12 protein-coding genes, 1 pseudogene and 1 riboswitch are annotated in these 19150 nt (G+C 67.6%); of the genes and pseudogenes, 8 read left to right on the forward strand and 5 right to left on the reverse strand.

All coding sequences use genetic code 11. The annotated features are described in order from the left end of the window. The 6 genes and pseudogenes from BM394_RS13465 to BM394_RS13490 all read left to right on the forward strand — a co-directional run. Positions 1–416: pseudogene (locus tag BM394_RS13465) on the forward strand (RNA-guided endonuclease InsQ/TnpB family protein); the annotation flags it as partial. A 148-nt stretch (positions 417–564) separates the two neighbouring features. Next, the gene (locus BM394_RS13470; RefSeq protein ID WP_092978400.1) at positions 565–1527 is read left to right on the forward strand and encodes an FAD-dependent oxidoreductase; all 963 of its coding nucleotides are present in this window, start codon (positions 565–567) and stop codon (positions 1525–1527) included. Positions 1528–1647: 120 nt separating this feature from the next. Beyond that, positions 1648–1757, forward strand: a riboswitch (TPP riboswitch). A gap of 34 nt (positions 1758–1791) precedes the next feature. Continuing rightward, positions 1792–2847 (forward strand): thiamine ABC transporter substrate-binding protein, encoded by a 1056-nt coding sequence (locus BM394_RS13475; protein WP_217643501.1) that lies wholly within the window; start codon positions 1792–1794, stop codon positions 2845–2847. Positions 2848–2939: 92 nt separating this feature from the next. Further along, on the forward strand, positions 2940–4499 hold the full coding sequence (locus BM394_RS13480; RefSeq protein WP_092978882.1) for an ABC transporter permease: 1560 nt from the start codon (positions 2940–2942) through the stop codon (positions 4497–4499). Next, entirely contained in the window at positions 4499–5635 is a 1137-nt protein-coding gene (locus BM394_RS13485; protein WP_092978406.1) for an ABC transporter ATP-binding protein, read from the forward strand. The genes BM394_RS13480 and BM394_RS13485 overlap by 1 nt, the downstream gene beginning before the upstream one ends. A gap of 65 nt (positions 5636–5700) precedes the next feature. After that, positions 5701–6528, forward strand: coding sequence for a class I SAM-dependent methyltransferase (locus BM394_RS13490; RefSeq protein WP_092978408.1), 828 nt, complete (start codon positions 5701–5703; stop codon positions 6526–6528). Between the two features lie 68 nt (positions 6529–6596). Here the strand turns inward: BM394_RS13490 and BM394_RS13495 are convergent, their stop codons facing one another. Continuing rightward, positions 6597–8819 carry a terpene synthase family protein gene (locus BM394_RS13495; RefSeq protein ID WP_092978410.1) on the reverse strand — a complete coding sequence of 741 codons (2223 nt, stop codon included), beginning with the start codon at positions 8817–8819 and terminating at the stop codon, positions 6597–6599. A 312-nt stretch (positions 8820–9131) separates the two neighbouring features. Further along, a complete protein-coding gene (locus BM394_RS13500) occupies positions 9132–12035 on the reverse strand; it encodes a helix-turn-helix transcriptional regulator (protein ID WP_245780179.1) in 2904 nt (967 codons plus the stop codon). A gap of 373 nt (positions 12036–12408) precedes the next feature. Between BM394_RS13500 and BM394_RS13505 the strand changes: the two genes are divergently transcribed. Continuing rightward, entirely contained in the window at positions 12409–13902 is a 1494-nt protein-coding gene (locus BM394_RS13505; RefSeq protein WP_245780180.1) for a S8 family serine peptidase, read from the forward strand. A gap of 109 nt (positions 13903–14011) precedes the next feature. Next, positions 14012–15877 carry a M14 family zinc carboxypeptidase gene (locus BM394_RS13510; protein WP_092978414.1) on the forward strand — a complete coding sequence of 622 codons (1866 nt, stop codon included), beginning with the start codon at positions 14012–14014 and terminating at the stop codon, positions 15875–15877. 158 nt (positions 15878–16035) lie between these two features. On the opposite strand, the gene BM394_RS13515 is transcribed toward BM394_RS13510, so the two are convergent. From BM394_RS13515 to BM394_RS13525, 3 genes are read right to left on the reverse strand one after another with little or no spacing between them, the layout of a single operon-like run. Then, on the reverse strand, positions 16036–16896 hold the full coding sequence (locus BM394_RS13515; RefSeq protein ID WP_092978416.1) for an ABC transporter permease subunit: 861 nt from the start codon (positions 16894–16896) through the stop codon (positions 16036–16038). After that, on the reverse strand, positions 16893–17873 hold the full coding sequence (locus BM394_RS13520; protein WP_092978418.1) for an ABC transporter ATP-binding protein: 981 nt from the start codon (positions 17871–17873) through the stop codon (positions 16893–16895). Before BM394_RS13520 ends, BM394_RS13515 begins: the two co-directional genes overlap by 4 nt. After that, positions 17873–19021: a LolA family protein gene (locus BM394_RS13525; protein ID WP_092978890.1), complete on the reverse strand. Its 1149-nt coding sequence runs from the start codon at positions 19019–19021 to the stop codon at positions 17873–17875. Before BM394_RS13525 ends, BM394_RS13520 begins: the two co-directional genes overlap by 1 nt. Positions 19022–19150 lie beyond the last annotated feature (129 nt).

Consider the following 19150-nt stretch of genomic DNA (forward strand, 5'->3'; position numbering starts at 1 on the left):
CTCAACGTGTCCGGCATGACCAGCAGCGCGAAGGGCACCACCGACAAGCCCGGCCGCAACGTCAAAGCCAAGGCCGGACTGAACCGGGCCGTCATGGACGCCGCGCTGGGCGAGTTCCGGCGCCAGCTGGAATACAAGACCACCCGCGCGGGCAAGACCCTGGCCGTCGTGGACCGGTGGTACCCGTCGTCGAAGACGTGCTCCGCGTGCGGACACCTGCTGCCGAGCTTGACACTCTCCACGCGGGCATGGACGTGCCCCGACTGCGGCACCCGGCACGACCGGGACCACAACGCCGCGAAGAACATCCTTGCCGCTGGTCGAGCGGTAGCCGGGCCATAGTCCGGCGAAGCCTGTGGAGCCGGTGTGAGTCCGCAAGGGTCTCCTCCCTTCGGCAGTCGGCTGTGAAGCAGGAACTATCGGGCGCGAGCCCGATGGGAATCCCCGCCCCCCAGGGCGCGGAGGAAGTCAATTCGTTCGCGTCGCGCGTCCGGCGGGCGAGCGTCGGTATCCGTGCCCGCGCGGAAGGTGTCCCGCCGACTCGCCCGGTGCTATCGTCAGTCAATGAATGGTCGATCGCCGAGGGTTCTGGTCATCGGTGCCGGCGTTTCCGGGCTCACCACGGCCGTGTTGCTCGCCGAACGCGGCTGTCACGTGCGTATCAGAACCACGGAGTATCCCGGCGAGACCACCTCGGCGGTGGCCGGGGCGATTTGGGGACCCATCTCGTCGGGTCCCCGTGAGCGCACCGTCGCCTGGGCGCGACGCTCCCACGGTCGGTTCCTGGAACTGGCGAACGAGCCGGGCACGGGAGTTCACCTGGCCCTCGGCACGGTGGCCAGTCGGGAGCCGATCGCCGCGACACGGCCCGAGGAGACCCGGCTGATGACGGATCTGCGTGCCTGCGAGCCGGGCGAACTGCCGCACGGGTTCACGGCAGGCGCGCGGGCCACGCTCCCGCTGATCGACATGCCCCGCTATCTGGACTACCTCACACGTCGGTTCCGCGAGGCGGGTGGTGAGCTGCTCCGCAGCCAGGTGCCGAGCCTCTCGGACGCCGCCGGGGAGAGCCGGATCGTGGTCAACTGCACCGGGGTGGGAGCACGTGAGCTGGTCGGTGACGCCGGTGTGCTGCCCGTGCTCGGGCAACACGTGGTCGTGGAGAACCCGGGGATCGCGGAGTACTTCGTCGAGCTCTCCGAGAGCGGCCGGTGGGCCAGTTACATGCCGCACGGCGATCGGCTGGTGCTCGGCGGTGTCGCGGTGCCGTACGCCTGGGACCGCGTTCCGGACAGGGAGGTCACGGCGGGAATCCTGCGTCGCTGTGCCGAGATCCGACCCGAGCTGCGCGACACACCCGTCCGGGAGGAGATCGTCGGCCTGCGCCCCAGGAGCGAGAGCGTACGGCTCAAGGTGGAGCACTACGAAGGCGCCCGCATCGTGCACAACTACGGCCACGGCGGCGACGGGGTGGCCGTCTCCTGGGGATGCGCCCACGAGGCGGCCGAGTTGGCCACGGACGAGTAGCGGTGCGATTCTCATCGGGAGCTTCCGCGAGGTGCGTCGCCGGTAAGAGCGGGTCAACGGAGCCCAACCGGAGTGAATCGCTCTCGGGTCCCGGCCGGGATCGTGCGATGCAGTAGACTTCCGGTTCGCCACGGGAGTCCAGTGCGCTGGGCTGAGAGGAGGACACGGGGTCCTCGACCGTCCTACCTGAACCGGGTAATGCCGGCGCAGGGAGGCGTGCGATCAGCTCGGTGTCGCACTCGTGGTGTGACCACGGGAGGATCGTTGAGACGCAGTACCGCACGTCGAACACGTGCAACGCTGGCAGTGGCAGTCACATTACTGGTGGCCGGATGCTCACTCATGGGCACCGGCCGTGACTCGCAGGCCCCCACCGTGACGCTGGTCACGCACGACTCGTTCGTGATCGGCGACGAATTACGGAAGAGGTTCCAGCGGGAGTCCGGCTACCGGCTCCGAGTCCTGCGCAAGGGAGACGCGGGCGAACTCACCAACGAGCTGGTGCTCACCAAGGACGCCCCGATCGGCGACGTCGCCTTCGGCGTCGACTCCACGTACCTCTCGCGCGCCGTCGACAACGGGGTGTTCGCCTCCTACCGCCCCGAGGGGGCGGGCCGCATCCCGATCAAGTACGGCTACGGCGCCAACGACAGCCCGACACCAGTCGACGCGGGCGACGTCTGCGTCAACATCGATCTGCGCTGGTTCGAACAGCACGACCTCGAACCGCCCGCCGAGCTCGCGGATCTGGCCGAGCCGCGCTACGCGGGCTTGTTCGCGGTTCCCGATCCGGCTACCTCCTCGCCCGGTCTGGCTTTCCTGCTCAACACCGTGTCCACGTTCGGTGAGCAGGGGTGGCAGAACTACTGGCGAGAACTGCTGGACAACGACGTTCGCATCTCCTCGGGCTGGCAGCAGGCCTACAAGCAGGACTTCTCCGGCTCGTCCGGCGGTGGGTCCCGTCCGATCGTGCTGTCCTACGCATCCTCACCCGCCGCCGAAGTCGGCCGGAACGGAAAACCGCGCACCAAGGCACTGCTGGACACGTGCTACCGCCAGATCGAGTACGCCGGTGTCATCGACGGGGCCACGAACCCCAAGGGAGCGCGGGAGCTGATGGACTTCCTGCTCTCGTGGAAGTTCCAGCGCCGGATGCCCGAGCAGATGTACGTCTATCCGGTGCTCATGGGAGTTGAACTGCCGGAGAGCTGGCAGGGAGTCGCCCCGCGACCGTCCGGCCCCACCGAGATGAGGCCGCAGCGGGTGGAGCGCGACCGCGCCGAGTGGATACGCCAGTGGCGGTCCCTGACGAACCGGTGACGGGCGACGATGCCTCGGTGAACGGGGCGACGGCGAACAAGGCCGGGCCCGACGGCACCGCGGTTTCCGGTCCGCGCGGGCACGCCGCGTTCATCACCGTGGGCGCCGCGCTGGTGCTGGGGTTTCTCGGCGTCTTCTTCGCGTGGCCGGTGGTGGCGATCCTGCGCCTCGGACTGGGCTCGGGCCTCGGTGCGGTACTGACCGCTCCGGAAACCTGGCGGATCGTCGCCTTCACGCTCGGCCAGGCGGCGGCCTCCACCGTCCTGGCGATCGTGGCCGGGATGCCGCTGGCCTACCTGCTCGCGCGGGTGCCCGTGCCGGGAAAGGCCCTGCTGCGCGCCCTGATCACCGTCCCGTTCGTACTCCCCACCCTGGTGGTGGGAATGGCCTTCCGCGCTCTGCTCGGCACCGCCGAGCCGAACGCTTGGGCGATCGTGCTCGCCAACGCGTTCTTCAACGTCGCCGTGGTCGCCCGGACCGTCAGCGGACTGTGGACCCAGCTCGACCCGAGAGCGACCGACGCGGCCCGCAGCCTCGGGGCGGGGCCCTTCCGCGCTTTCCGCACCGTGACGCTACCCGCGTTGCGCCCCGCGCTGTGGTCGGCCGCGGCGGTGGTCTTCCTGTTCTGCTCCACCAGCTTCGGCGTGGTGCTGGTACTGGGTGGCGGGCGGTACCGGACGCTGGAAACGGAGATCTACCTGCGCACCGTGCGGCTGCTCGACCTGTCCGGCGCGGCCGCGCTGTCGCTGCTGCAGTTCGCGGCGGTGCTGGCCGCGCTGGCCGTCGCCGCGGTCGCCCGAGGCCGCAGGGAGAACGTGCTCGCACTGCGCCGGTCGCGAGCCGCCGTACGACGCCCGAGCGGCGTCGAGTGGGTACCGGTGGGCTGCGGGGTCGTCGTGCTCGGAGCTCTGGCCGCTCCGATCGTCGCCCTGCTCGTGCGTTCGGTGAACGCGCGCGGTGGTTGGAGTCTGGCCGGCTATCGGGCGTTGTCCGGCACCGGGGGAGTACTGGACGTGTCGGGGTGGCAGGCCGCGTGGAACTCGCTGCGCACCGCCACCGACGCGACGTGGATGTCGTTGCTGCTCGGTGTGCTCGCCTGCCTGGTGCTGACGAGTCTGCGCAGCCGGTGGGCGGCGGAGCTCATGGACGCCGCCCTGATGCTCCCGCTGGGAGTCTCCGCCGTCACGGTCGGGTTCGGCTACCTCGTCACGCTACACGTGCTGCCCGGCGATCTGCGGACCTCGCCGCTGCTGGTGCCGTTCGCCCAGGCCCTGGTGATCACGCCGCTGGTGATCAGGACGATACTGCCGGTCCTGCGCTCGGTGGACCGACGGGTGCGTGCTGCCGCCGCGACGCTGGGGGCCGGACCGTGGCGGATCCGTCGCGAGGTGGACCTGCCACTGGCGGGACGGGCGGTGGTCACCGCAGCGGGCTTCGGTTTCGTCGTCGCACTGGGCGAGTTCGGCGCCACCGGTTTCCTGGCCCGCCCGGAGGCGCCGACACTTCCGGTGGCGATCAGCACGCTGCTCAGCCGGCCCGGCGAGCTGAACACCCAGATGGCCTACGCGGCCTGTGCATTGCTGATGCTGGTCACCGCCGGGGCGGTGCTGGTCATCGAAACCCTGCGTTCCGATTCGTCGGGGGAGTTCTGATGCGTTCCGCACTCGGGTCCCGGAAAACAGCGGCGGTGCCGGAAAACCGCCGTGAACCGGACGACGGCCTGCGACTGGAAGGACTGACGGTGCGCTACGGCGGCACCACGGCACTGTCCGGTGTGCACCTTCACGTGCCACGCGGCGAGGTGCTGGCCGTGCTGGGGCCCTCCGGCTGTGGCAAGACCACCCTGCTGCGGAGCGTGGCCGGACTGGAGCGTCCTTCGGAAGGACGGATCGCCTTCGACGGTGTCGAGCTGTCCGGGGTGCCGGTGCATCGCCGCGGTTTCGGCATGGTCTTCCAGGACGGCCAGCTCTTCGGACACCGCGACGTGGCGGGCAATGTGGACTTCGCGCTGCGGATGCGATCGGTCGGCAGGCGCGAGCGCCGCGAGACGGTGGCGCGGCTTCTCGAACTGGTCGGGCTGGCCGGTTACCAGGATCGACGAGTCACCGAGTTGTCCGGTGGGCAGGCGCAACGGGTCGCGCTGGCTCGGGCGCTGGCCGCCGAACCCCGGTTGCTGCTGCTCGACGAACCGCTCTCCGGGCTGGACCGGATGCTGCGGGAACGGCTGGCCGTGGATCTGGCACGTGTGCTCGACCGGAATCGGATGACCGGGGTGCTGGTGACCCACGACCACGACGAGGCATTCACGCTCGCCGACCGGATAGCGGTACTCGTGGCGGGGCGGATCGAACAGCTCGACACCCCGTGGCGCCTCTGGCACCGGCCCGCCACCGAGGGGGTGGCACGCTTCCTGGGCTGCGGCACCATTCTGTCCGGTCTCGCCGATGAGGAGACGATCCGCTGTGAGATCGGTACGCTGCCCCGTCCCTCGGACTGCCCCGTGGGGACAGTCCGAATCGGACTTCGTTCTGCGGGACTGCGGGCCGCTCCCGCCGGAGAGGAAGCCCCGGCCGGGCAGTCCCGTGCTGTGGTGCGGGAGCGGGTCCATCGGCACGACCACGTGCGCTTGACGGTGACCGTGCCGGACGCGCCGCGGCTCGAACCGCTGGAAGCCGTCACCTCGCTCGACGACGTCCCCCACCTCGACGAGGAGGTGACGCTGACCCTCGAACCGAACGGGACGGCCCTGATCACCGAAGAGTTCCGGCATGAGGGGAAGATCCGTTGAGTGCGGACGAAACGTCGTCGAAAACGGCTTGCCCGGAAGGCGCGATTCGCACGTATGATCCCGCTATGCGCGAGGCCCGTAACACTGCCGATCTGATCGACGAGAACAGACGCCACTGGGAAGAGCGGGTTCCGCTTCACACCGCGAGCACGTTCTACGACCTTGACGGCTTTCGCGCGGGAGATGAGGTCCTCGACCGGTTTCAACTCGAGGAAGTAGGTGACGTCGCCGGTCTGGAGCTGGCCCATCTGCAGTGTCACATCGGATTGGACACACTGGGATGGGCGCGTCACGGGGCTCGCGTCACCGGTCTGGATTTCTCCGCCTCGGCGATCAGCACCGCGACCGACCTCGCCACCCAGGTAGGACTCTCCCACCGGGCGCGTTTCGTAGCCGCCGATCTCTACCAAGCGGTGGACGAGCTCGGGGCTGGGGAGTTCGACATCGTCTACACCGGCAGTGGTGCCCTGATGTGGTTGCCCGACATCGCTCGGTGGGCGCGCATCGTGGCAGGGTTGCTGCGTCCCGGCGGTCGACTCCATCTGGCCGAGTTCCATCCGTTGACCGAGATTCTCGACGACGAACAGGGCCTTACCGTCAACCGCGACTACTTCACGCGTCATCCCCGTACCTACGACTCACCGGGCTCTTATGCCGACTGGGAAGCCGAGACCGCGCACAACACCGTGACCGAGTGGCACCACACCCTCGGTGACGTCGTCAGTGCCCTCGCGGGTGCCGGGTTGCGGATCGAGTTCCTGCACGAGCACGACACGATTCCGTTCCAGCGCTACGCGACGCTGGTCCACGACGGTTCGCACTTCCGCTACCCCGGGCGATCGGCACGCTCGCCGCTGATGTACTCGCTGGCCGCCGCCAAACCCGCACGGTAGTCCGTTCCTGTGCGAGGATCTGCCGTCCCGGCGCTTCGGGGACCGGGACGAACAGTCCTCCCGGCCTGTCAGGCGATCCGGGCGGCGGCGGTTCCCAGGCCGGTGGGTCCGAAGCCGAAACCGAAGGGGTTCGCGACACGTCGCAGTTCGGCCTCGGTGTAGCGCACACAACGGCGGTGCCACTCCAGGATGCCCGACATCCAGTCCTGCAGCTCCGCCACGTGACGCTCCAGCTGGCGCCGCACGTCCTCGTCCAGATCGAACTGTTCGTACAGCCCGGGCAGCTCGTTGGCGATGATGTGCTGGAACTGGGCCATCCGGGAGTTGGCCAGCTCTCCCACGACATCGCGTGCACGTTGCTGGTCGACTCCCAGGAAGTTACGCACCACCAGCACCATGTTGTGCAGTTCGCCCTCGAACTCGATCTCCTTCTGGTAGGAGAACAGATCGTTGACGAAACAGGCGAAGTCCTGTGCGGCGGTGTCCAGTTCCCGCAGCGTGCGGGTGCGGTAGATCTCCGGCGGGACCGAGTTCTCCGCCGAGAGACGGGACAGACTCATGGTCATGTCCGAACCGAACGTCCTACGACGCATCTCGATGTAGTCCACCGGGTCCGGTATCCGGTTGGCGGTCTGGTTGTCCAGTTCCCAGACCCAACTGGACGTCATGTTCAACACGGCCTCGCGGAACTCGCCACGGGCGGCGGGGGACAGCGGTGTGGCGGTGCGTTGCCACAGGTCGGCCAGGCCGCGTTCGACCGGATTGTTCGGTTCCGGTGTGCCGCTCATGTCCAACGGCATGAAGGCAGGGAGCCGTGCGTCCTGGTGCTTGGCGGCCGCCACGTTGCGGGTGGTCCCGAACACCAGCGGGTAGTAGTCGTCACCGTAGGTTCCCCAGGCCAACCAGTCCGAGGACAGCTCGAGCTGGTCCAGCTCCGCGTCGGCGTGGATCATCGAGGCGCAGTGCGGCAGATCCAGATTCACGAAACGTTCTTCGTCCCAGACGCCGCCGAGTTCCACGCCGGGCACCGAGTCGAACATTCCCATACGGCGCGCCCAGTCGACCGCGTAGACGCGTGCCGTGTCGATGTGTCGACTGGTGCGGAAGGCGTAGGGCATGTCCAGCTCGGGGAGGGGAAGCGGTCCCACTCGCTCGAACGGTTGGTGGGAGTGCTGCCGCGAGCGGTGCGCCATCCCGATCGTCGCGGTGGAAGTGTGCAGCCTGCTCGCCGAGGTTCCCAGCCCGTTCGGGCCTCCCAGTACCCCCAGCACCGGGCTGTCCCGGGTTTCGAGCTGTTCGTTGGTGTAGCGACTGGACGTGGCGTGCCATTCGTGGCCGCCGGACTGCCAGTCCTGCAGTCCTTTGACGTAGGCCGCCACTCGGGCCTGCTCCTCGACGGGGAGACCGTTGTCGGCGAACAGCGCGGGAACGTCGTGCAGCGCAGAGTTCTCGAACCGCTGCAGCCGGGAGGTCAGCAGGTCGTTGACCAGCTCGGCCGCCTGCTGGGTGGAGCAGTCCAGGAATCGTTCGAACACCAGCACCGCGTTGGAGTTCTCGCCTTCCTCGGCGACCTCCCGCTGGTAGGAGAACAGGTCGTTGCGCAGGTGCACCGCGTCCGAGAAGCTGTCGGACAGCACCTCGATCGGGCGAAGAGCGGTGATGTGGTCCGGTAGCTCCGCCTTGACGGCGCACTCCACCAGGTTGGCCGACCACGGCGCGCCACCCACCCTGCGCCGCATCTGCATGTACTCGATCGGATTCGCGATCCTGCCCCGGGTTATGTTGTCCAGTTCCCACATCGACTCGACCATCAGATTGTGGGTGCTGCGGGTGAATCGCCTGCGCCAACCGCCCGACATCGACGGTGCGGTGCGCTGCCAGAGATCGTGCAGGCCCGCCTCAGCGGCGTTGGCGGGTTCCGGTGCCTGCTGGTCGTCCTCGGGCATGAACAGGTCCAGCCGGTCCAGGTACCGCTGTGCGCCGCGCAGGTCCCGGGAGTACTTGAACTGCTCGAGGAAGTCGTCGTCGAAGAAGAACACCCACACGTACCAGTCGGTGATCAGATCCAGCATCGGTCCGTCACAGTCGGGGTGGGTGTAGGCGCACATCAGCGCGTAGTCCATCTTCTCCAGCGCCTGCCGGTCCCAGATCACACCACCTCCCGGTTTGGGAGCTTCCAACATGCCCATCCGCTCCGCCCACTCGGCGCTGTGCCTTCGGGAACGTTCCAGGTGCGGATTCAGCCGGGCGGGGTGGGGCAGGTAGAACTCCGGGTAGGTGAAAGCGACCATCGGTACGCCTACTCTGTCGACTGCGGGATGCCGAGGAGCAGGTTGGCAATTCGGAGTAGTGCGTTGCTACGGCCATCCGAGCGATGCTCATGTTCTATCGGGTGATGTTCATCAGCCGATCGAACCAATCGAACAGTGCCCGTCGGCGGCCGTTCCCCGAAGTCCTGCTGGCTGCCACCTCGATCGCCACGACAGCCGCCCCTCGTCGGCGCGTTTGATGGGAAAGACCGGTGCTCGTTCCGTACCGCCGCGGAAACCGATCGCCCGACACCGGCGATCCGGTCCGCCGGGAAGAACGGCGGGGCGGAGGAGTCAGACTCGGCGGTGGTCCGGCGAGCGGTGTCGAAGTTGCTCGCGGGAACCGAGCTTGAGCTTGCGCAGCACGTTGGCGACGTGCTGCTCGACCGTGCGCGTCGAAAGGAACATGACCCGCGCGATCTCGCGATTGGTGTTTCCGTCCCGGACGAATCGACACACCTCTTCTTCCCGAGGCGACAGCTGCTCGCCGTATCCACGTCTGCCGCGCCGCGAGGACTGCGTGACACCGTGCTCCCGCAACGCGTACCGGCAGCGGGCGGCGTCATGGGTGGCCCCGAGCGCGTCGAACTCCTCGGCCAACGCTCCGAACGCCGCGGGATCCGCACAGCCGTCCGCCGATTCCGCGGTCCTGTCCCGGTCAGTTCGGGCACGCTCGACGCGCCATCGGCACAATCGCTCCGCCGCGAGCGCGGCGAAGTACGGCGCGGGTAGGTTGACAGCACGATCACGTGCCTCTTCCAACAACCGGCCTGCTCGTTCGTCCCCGCACCGCGCCGCCAGCAGACCACGGCACATCGGACGCGCGGCCCTCGCGGCCGGAGCGTCGAGGCCGGCCACCGCCGTGTCGAACGTTTCGGCCACCCGCTCGGCCGCCGCCACGCGTCCGACCCGCAGTTGAGCCGCGACGGCTCCGGGAACCAGTTCGGCGGCCCAAACCCACGCCTCTTTGCGGCGCACCAGTCGGATACCGATATCCGCGATCTCCGCGGCCCTGTCGTGCTCCCGCTGCGCCGACAGCATACGTAACGTGGCCGCATAGGCGTTGACGACCACGGGGGCGTAGGCGTTGTTCGGCTCGTCCATACCGGTGTCACGCAGATGTCGTTCGGCACGCTGCCACTGTCCGGTCGCCACGGCCAGGCATCCCATGATCAGGGAGAGTTCGCTGGCCACGGGCAGCAGGTCGCGGTACTCCTCGTGCAACGTCGCCGCGCGTTCGGCCAGGCCGTGCCAATGGCCGGTCACCCAGTCCAGATGTGCTCGTGTCGCGCGTGCCGTACTGACTATGAACGGTGCTCCGCAGTCGTTGGCCAGGCGGATCCCGCTGTTCAGATAACCTCGCGCCGTTTCGAAGTGGCCGACCCAGGAACAGGAATCCGCGATGTTGCAGTGCGCCCTCGCGAGATCGCGTTGTTCGTGTGAGGTGTCCGTGCTCGTGGGCAGCCGTTCGATCGCCCGCCACGCCGAGGGCTCTCCGATCATGAGTTGGGCCGGCGCGTTGTTGGCGAGCATGCTCAGTCGAAACGACGCATCGGGCTCGTCCTCGACGGCCCTGTCGACTTCACCCATCCAAGCCCGATGTTCGCCGAGTGCGACGGCACCGATGTAGGGCTGCGCGAGCACCGACATCGCCTTCACCCACAGTTGGGGGCGCCCGGTCAGCTCGTCGATAGCGTTGGTGATCGCGGTGCGGCCGGATTCGAGTCCACCGGACTGTCTGCTGAGCAGCAACCCCAGTGCCAGCCGTACCTCACCGCGTACCGAGGCGGGCAGGCGAGAGTCGGAGAGCAGCCGCTCCAACGCCGCCGTGACCTCGTGCTGATTGAGGCCGGTGTAGGCCACCCGGCTCAGTTTGCCCGCGAGCCTGCCCACGTCCGACGGGGCGAGGTCTGCTTCGTCGAGCAGCGCCTGTAGCGAGCTCGTCGCCGTGGCCGCGTCACCGACTTCACCCGCCTGGTCGGAGGCGGCTTCGGCGTAGTACAGCCAATCCTCGTGTGCGCCCGCGTATCGACTGTGCTCGGCGAGCCGCACCAGCGGTTGTGGGACGGCACGAGCGAGCTCGGTCGCCGCGCGCGCGTGCAGCCGCTCCCGATCGGGGCCGGGTAGCGTCCAGTACACGGCCTGGCGTGCCAACGCGTGTCGGAACCCGTAGCGCGCTCGACCGCATTCGAACAGGATTCCGGCTTCGATCGCTTCGGTCAGGGCGGCACGTACGTGCTCAGCGGAAAACGCCGTCATATCGCCGAGCAGCCGCGTCGAGGCCGGGATTCCCAGTACGGCGGCTGTCTGGGTGGTACGTCTGGCGGAGTCCGAGAGTCGGGACAGCCGCTCCAGCGCGGCTTCGCGGAGCAGCGCTGGCACCTCGGCCTCCTCCAGCAGGCGGCGTGCCCGAACACCGTCCGTTCGCACCGCTCCCGCCGGATCACGCAGTGCCCGAAGTGTTTCCTCCAGCACGAACGGGATGCCCGCGGTTCGTTCGTGGAGCCGTGCGGCGAAGTCGGGTGAGACGAAGCAGTCACCGAGGATGGCGGCGGTCAGCCGCTGCACGCCGGACACGTCGAGCGGTCCGACGACGACCGTGGCGGTTTTGTCCGAAGCGGATGAACGGCAAGCGGGACCGAGCGGCATGCCGCCCGCTACTTCCTCGCGTCGATAGGTGACCAGCAGCGTGAAGTGACTCGGCAGTTCGGCCAGCAGGAAGCGGAGCAGATCGCGCGAATCCTCGTCGGCCCAGTGCAGGTCCTCGACGATCAGCACGGTGTGACCGAACGCGTCGAGCAACTCGCGAACCGCACGGAAGAGGCGGTGCCGTTCGGCACGTGTGTCGTGGAGTTGTTCCGGGGCCGGTGGCAGTATCCCGGCCAGTTCCGGAAGGTAGCTCCGCAGTACCCCCGTCACCGGACTCAGCTCGGTGACGGGGGTGATTCGGTTGCCCGCCGCGCGCAGTGCGTCCAGTAGGACACCGTAGGGGAACGGTTCGCGCATGGGTTGGCAGTGCGCGGTCAGGAATCGTTTTCCCGCCAGTCGGGAGTGCTCGATCAGTTCGTGCACGATGCGGGTCTTTCCGACACCCGCTTCACCTTCCACGAAAATCGCCGAGGGTGAGTCGGTCGCGTAATCGAGCAGCGTGTTCAGTTCCGCCGTTCGGCCGACCAGTACCGGTGAGGTCGTGCGCACCGTCGTGTGGTGAGAAGTGTGCCCAGCGGAAGAACGTACCGCGTTCGCCATACAGCCTCCGGTGACTACGCCGAACGGTGCATGAAGTGTGTCACCAACCATAGCCACACCTTCGTGTGAAGGTAACCCACTTTAGATTGATATCCGCCCCGGAATTCTCGCCTTAAATACGTATCGGTACGTAGTAGTCCCCGGATTGTTCCTAGCGGTTTCACCTCCAAGAGTGATCTATCGCGTGGCACTGAGTAAGCGTTAATCGGTTGCCGCGCCGTATCGCACACCAGATCGATGGCTATTGGAGCACCCGATGAAGGAACACCGTCGGTCCCTGAGACGCACCGCGGGGGCGTGCGCGTTGTCAGGAGCCACTGCCGTGGCCGCATTCGCGGCGGGTGGCACCGCTGTCGCTCAACAGTCCGCGGCGGACGGCCAGATCCGAGGTCTCGACGACCCCGCTGCCATCTCGGAGAACTACATCGTCGTATTCGAGGACGGAGCCGGGACGCGGTCGGTCGGCGCCAGGGCACGCTCGCTTTCCGACGAACACCGCGGGCAGTTGCTGGCGACGTACGACACGGCACTGAACGGTTTCTCGGCGCGGATGAGCGAGCAGCAGGCGCGTGATCTCGCCGGTGAGCCCGGAGTCGCCTACGTCGAGCAGGACTCCGCCGTCCACACGATGGACAACCAGAACAATCCCACGTGGGGACTCGACCGTAGCGACCAGTCGGAACTGCCGCTCGACGACACCTACTCCTACCCGACGAGCGCGGGCAGCGGTGTCACCAGCTACATCATCGATACCGGGGTGCGAACCAGCCACGACGAGTTCGAGGACCGTGCCCGAAGCGGGTACGACTTCGTCGACGACGACCCCGACGCAGGGGACTGCAACGGACACGGAACCCACGTGGCGGGCACTATCGGCGGCGAGACCTACGGAATGGCGAAGGAGACGACGCTGGTCGGGGTTCGGGTTCTCGGTTGTGACGGCCGGGGAGCCTGGTCGCAGGTCATCTCCGGTATCGACTGGGTCGCCGAGAACGCGGACGGGCCCGCCGTGGCCAACATGAGCATCGGCGGCAGCCCGAACGAGTCGGTGGACGACGCGGTCGCGGGCGCTGTGGAATCGGGAGTGACGGTTGCCGTGGCGGCAGGCAACTCCGGAAAGGACGCTTGCGACGTGACACCTGCCCGGACCCCGAACGCGATCACCGTCGGAGCCTCCAACGGCAGCGACGAGCGCTCCACGTGGCCCGCGATCCCGGGTGCCGAATCCAATTACGGTAGCTGCCTGGACATCTTCGCCCCCGGAACCGACATCACCTCCGCGTCGAATTCGGGTGACTCCGCCACGGAGTCCAAGAACGGCACGTCGATGGCCTCGCCGCACGTCGCGGGTGCCGCCGCCCTGCATCTCGGGGAGAATCCGAACGCGACACCTCGGCAGGTCAGCGAAGCGCTGGTGAACAACGCGTCCGCCGGCCGACTCACCGGCATCGGGCAGGGTTCGCCGAACAGACTGCTCAAAGTCTCCTATCTGAGCGACGGCGGAGGCGAGCCGGACCCCGATCCCGGCGAGGGCCGTGCCCCCAGCGCGTCCTTCACCGTGAACTGTGGATGGAGCGAGTGCGCTTTCGACGCGAGTGAAAGCACCGATGCCGACGGCGACATCACCGGATACGCCTGGAACTTCGGTGACGGCGAAACCGCCACCGGCGCGACGGTCGACCACGCTTTCCCCGCCGCCAACGGCTCCTACACCGTCGAGCTGACCGTGACCGACAGCAAGGACAACTCCGATTCGGCCACGCGAGAGGTGGACTGCTGGAACTTCAGCGGCAGCGCCTACTGCTTCGCGGGCTGACGCCGCTCACCGATGACACCCCGGTGCCGGTCGCATCCGGGGACGGGTCGGGTGGTGCCGCCGCGCGGTACCACCCGACCACCTGTTCAACCGTATACGGGAGAACTCGATGATCAAAAGAATAGTGGCCGCCGGTATCGGCCTCGCCCTGCTGACCCCCGCCGCCGCGCAAGCGGAACAGCGAGCCGCTGATGTTCCGAACCCGAGCGGCACGGCCGTGGCGACGGAGTCCGGTGCCGGTTCCCCCTCCGGAAACGCGCCGACGTCGGACATCTACCGCGTGCTCGGGGTGGACACCAAGGAAGAACGCACCAGTATCGCCCGTACGGGCTCCTCCATCGAGGGCGTCGACGAGCACACGGTCACCATCACCGCTTTACCGAGGGAGCTGAGCTCGGTACGGCGACTCGGATTCGAAACCGAGCGACTCGCTCGAACCCAGGACTTCCCCCCGGAGGACTCCGGATATCACGACTACGGCGAGATCGTGGCCGAACTGGACCGGATCGCCTCCGAACACCCGGATCTGTCCGACCGCTTCACGGTGGGGCAGACCTACGAGGGCCGGGACATTCCGGGAATCAAGATCAGCGACAACGCCGAGGCCGACGAGAACGAACCCGAAGTGCTCTTCACCGCGAACCAGCACGCTCGCGAGCATCTCACTCCCGAGATGGCGCTCTACATCGCCGATATGCTCACCGAGTCCTACGGTTCGGACAGCCGCGTCACCGAGCTGGTGGATTCCAGGGAGGTCTGGATTCTGCCCATGGTCAATCCGGACGGTGTCGAATACGACATCGACGGCAGTCGGTACCGTTCCTGGCGCAAGAACCGTCAGCCGAACGAGGGGGCCGTCGGTACCGATCTGAACCGGAACTGGGCCTACCAGTGGGGCTGCTGCGGAGGTTCCTCGGGGAACCCGAGCAGCAACACATACCGGGGCCCGAGCCCCGAATCCGCTCCCGAAGTCAGCGCGGTGGCAGACTTCGTGCGCGGTCGTGTGGTCGACGGTGAGCAACAAATCGAGGCCCACATCGACTTCCACACCTACAGCGAGCTGGTGCTGTGGCCGATGGGCTACACCTATGACGACACCGGTTCGGACATGTCGCGGGACGCGCACGAGACGTTCGTGACGATAGGTGAGGAGATGGCGGCGACGAACGACTACACGCCGCAGCAGTCCAGTGATCTCTACATCACCGACGGTTCGGTCAACGATTGGATGTGGGCCGAGCAGGGTATCTTCTCGTTCACCTTCGAGATGTATCCGGAATCCAGCAGTCCCGGCTTCTACCCACCGGACGAGGTGATCGATCGCGAGACCGAACGCAATCGTGAAGCCGTGTTGTCGCTGCTCGACTACTCCGACTGCCCTTACAGCGCCATCGGCGAGGAGGAGAAGTACTGCGGCGGTGGGAACGGCGCTCCCACGGCCCGGTTCTCGGCTGAATGCTCCGACTCCGAAGCCGTCTGCTCCTTCGACGCCTCGGCGACGAGGGACCCGGACGGTTCGGTGCGCTCCTACGAGTGGACCTTCGGTGACGGTGCCACCGGAACCGGCGTGCGCCCCTCGCACAGTTACGCCGAGGCCGGTGAGTATCGGGTGACACTCACGGTCACCGATGACGCGGGCAACACCGACGAGGTGACGAAGACGGTCGATGTCGGGACACCGCCCGGTGCCGGTGAGCCGCCCTCGGCCTCGTTCATCGTCAACTGCGACTACGGTGAATGCTCGTTCGACGCGGGCGAGAGCACCGATCCGGACGGTGACATCGTCGAGTACGGCTGGAACTTCGGTGACGGGGACAGCGGCAGTGGAGTGACGACGGACCACGCCTATCCGGCCGCGACCGACAGCTACACCGTCGAGTTGACCGTGACCGACGGCAATGGCCACTCGGATTCCGCGACGCGAGGGGTGGACTGCTGGAACTTCGGCGGTAGCGCCTACTGCTTCGCGAGCTGACTCCGGGAGGCGAGACGGGTCATCCCGAGACCGCCCCGTTCGTAACCTTCGACCGGGGCGGTCGTGCGTCCTCGGTGGCTTTCGGCGAGGTCATCCGGAACACCGCAACGACCGATGGACGGTCGTGGTGGGATTCGCAGCTCGTCCGGTTCGAGCGATCAGGTGTCCTTGGTGGCCATCCGTGTCACGGCCGCCGAAAAGCCCACCAGCATGTAGCAACCGGCGCGCCACAGTCCGTCCACCAGATTGTTCCAGCGGATCGGATCGCTCAGTACATCGCTGATGGAGTACCAGTCGGCGGTTATGAAGATCGGCTTGAGCCACTCCAGGGAAGGAATGGCCTCCAGCACCCCGAACACGATCAACCCCCCCACCGTGGCGATGAGTACCAGCAGCGAGTGCTCCGTCGTCGCGGATATCGCCAGCGCGACCGCGCCGACCGCGGCCATCTGCACCGCGCACCAGCCCGTCGCCAGTGCGACCCTGCCCAGTGCTTCCCCCAGCGGGAGAGTGGTGCCGGACAGAGTGACGAGACCGTCGCTTCCGACGATCAGCAGTCCGGTCAGCACTCCGCTCAACGCGACGACACCGACGGCGAGCACCACCATCAGCAGCACGCCCAGCGCCTTGACCACCACCAGCCGCACCCTGCCGACCGGTGCCAGCAGCAGTCCGCGCAGCGTGCCGTTGGCCGCCTCGCCCGCCAGCCCGTCGGCGGCCACCATCGCGGTGATCAGCGGCAGCAGCAGGTTCTGCGTCAGCATCAGGGCCAGTACCGGCAGGACCAGTCCGTTGCCCGCCACCGCCGAGAACAGTCCCGTGCCGCCGGAAGGCCCTCCGGTTATGGCGAGCACCGTTCCGATCAGGACGGGAATCACCGCCAGCCCGAGCAGCGCGAGCAGATTGCGCGGCCGGTGCAGTATCCAACTCAGTTCGGAGCCGACCACTCGCCCGAACGGCGCCGAAGCACGCTGCCGGACGCCGGACGGCAGCTCGACTCGTGAGGCCGTTCCCGTCATGACTCCCCCTCGGTGAGTCGGGCGAAGATCTCCTCCAGGCCGGCACGGTCCCGGCGTGCCTCGTGTACCCCGATCCCGGCGTGCACCAGTGCCGCGATCACTTCGGGTGCGTCCGTTTCGGACAACTCCACTCGTAGCTCTCCCCGCTCCACGCGAGCCGGTATGCCGCTCTGCCGCAGCGCTTCCAGCCCCGAGTCGTTGTCGGAGACCCGGAGCAGCAGATTGGGTCCGCCGGACTCCAGCAGGGTCGCCAACTCGCCCTGGGCGATCAGCGAGCCCGCCTGCAGCACGGCCGCATGGGTGCAGGTCGCCTCCACCTCGGACAGCAGGTGTGAGGAGACCACCACCGTTGTCCCGTTCGCGTGCAGCTCCGCGATGATTCGACGTATTTCCCTGGTGCCGGCCGGATCCAGACCGTTCGTGGGTTCGTCGAGCACCACGAGGTCGCGCGGCACGAGCAACGCCGCGGCCAGCCCGAGCCGCTGCTTCATGCCCAGCGAGTAGGAGCGGTACTTGCGCTCCGCGGCCTCGACGAGCCCCACTCGCTCCAGTGCCTGCCGCACCGCCGTGGCGATGTCCGAGCCGTACAGCGCGGGCTCCATTGCGGCACAGCGGAGCAGGTTCCGCCTACCCGACATGAAGGGGTGAAACCCCGGTCCTTCCACCAGGGCTCCCACCGAAGGCAGTGCACGACCGCTCTGGTCCGGCATGCGGTGCCCGAGCAGTTCGACCGATCCGGAGGACGGCTCGGTCAGCCCCAGCAGCATCCGGATCGTGGTGGTCTTGCCCGATCCGTTCGGACCGAGCATGCCGACCACCGCACCGCGAGGTACCCACAGGTCCACATCGGCGACCGCCACTGTCCCGCCGTAGGTCTTGCGTAGCGAGCTGGTGCGCAGTGCGGGTTCCGGTTCGTCCCGCCCGGAGGCGGGGGCGCTCGTGGCCCCCGCCTCGGCGGTGTCAGCGGGTCCTGTCATCAGGCGTCCCGCAGTGCCTCGATCAGTACCTGTTGCGGAACCGCACCGGCGACTACCCGGCCGTCGGAGGTCAGTATCGCCGAGCCGACCGAGGTGTTGATCACCCAGCCGTGACCCCACGATCCGCTGACCGGCGATCCCATGCGTTCGGCCATGGCGCGAACACCGGTTTCCCCGGATTCGGCCGCACCGGCTCCGGACTGTTCACCGTCACCGGCGGACGAACGCATCGCGTTCTCCGGCAGGCGGCTCAGCACCACCGTGTCCCAGCCGGTTCCCTCGGTCCTGAGGCGGTTGCCGTCGCCGGAGTCGGGGTCCTCCTCCCGGGAGGGAACGGAACTCCGCTCCTCGGGCTTTTCGGGCGTGCGCACCTTCGCGTTCTCCGGCGGGGTGAACTGGAACAGCTCCGCGTCCTGCTCGCCCGTGCTCAGTTCGGAGAACCCGGCCCGCAGCGCTGGATCGCTCGAACCGTTGGTGTTGACCTCCACCCGCAGCGGGATCCGATTCTCGGCTCCCACGGCGATCCGGACCTCCCGCAGCTTGGTGCGCTCGTTCGGTTTCGGTGTCAGCACCAGCTCGTAGGCGTTCCGTCCCGCGACGCTCGCGGTGCCGTCCACCTGCACGGTGCTGGTCTCCCGCAGTTTGCCGACGAGCCGCTGGGCGATCTCCGAGGGCTGGGTGAGCTCCGAGGGGTCCGCCGGAGTGCCCGCGTCCGGACGTTCCGTCCCGGACTCCCCCCGGGAGGAATCCCCGTGGGAGTACTTGACCACGGTGCGCTCGGCGGAGTCCCACTTCCACACCGTGTTGCCGTCGTCGACCACGGTGGTCTCGTCGCTGCCGTTGGACATCGAGATCCGTTGCCGCTGCTGACCGTCGTACCAGACCCGCATCGACTTGTCGCCACCCGAGAGCAGCTCGCCCGCCTCGCCCGCTCCGGGGAGAGCGGGTAACCCGAGCTCGTTGTGCACGGTGATCCTGCCCGCGAGCGCCGGTGGATCCGATTCCATCACCGAAGCGACCAGCTCGTCGGCGGACACCTGGGGAAGCTGGGGGCTCTGCGCGCCGGCGGGAAGCGTCATGGAGGTGAGTCCGAGCGCTCCGGCGGCGACTCCGGCCGAGGCGGTAAGCGCGATGTTCCTGCGTCTCATCCGAGTCCCTTCGAATTCCTTGCGGTCGACACCCACCTTGCACCCGTCCCGCTGAGATGATCCTGAGAATACGGCCGGGGCTTTCGTTCGGGCTCGTGTGCGGGCATCCGCGCCCCGGTGGGCGGGGCG

Origin of the sequence: Actinopolyspora lacussalsi subsp. righensis, from assembly GCF_900116555.1 — a bacterium.
Classification (GTDB): Bacteria; Actinomycetota; Actinomycetes; order Mycobacteriales; family Pseudonocardiaceae; genus Actinopolyspora; species Actinopolyspora lacussalsi.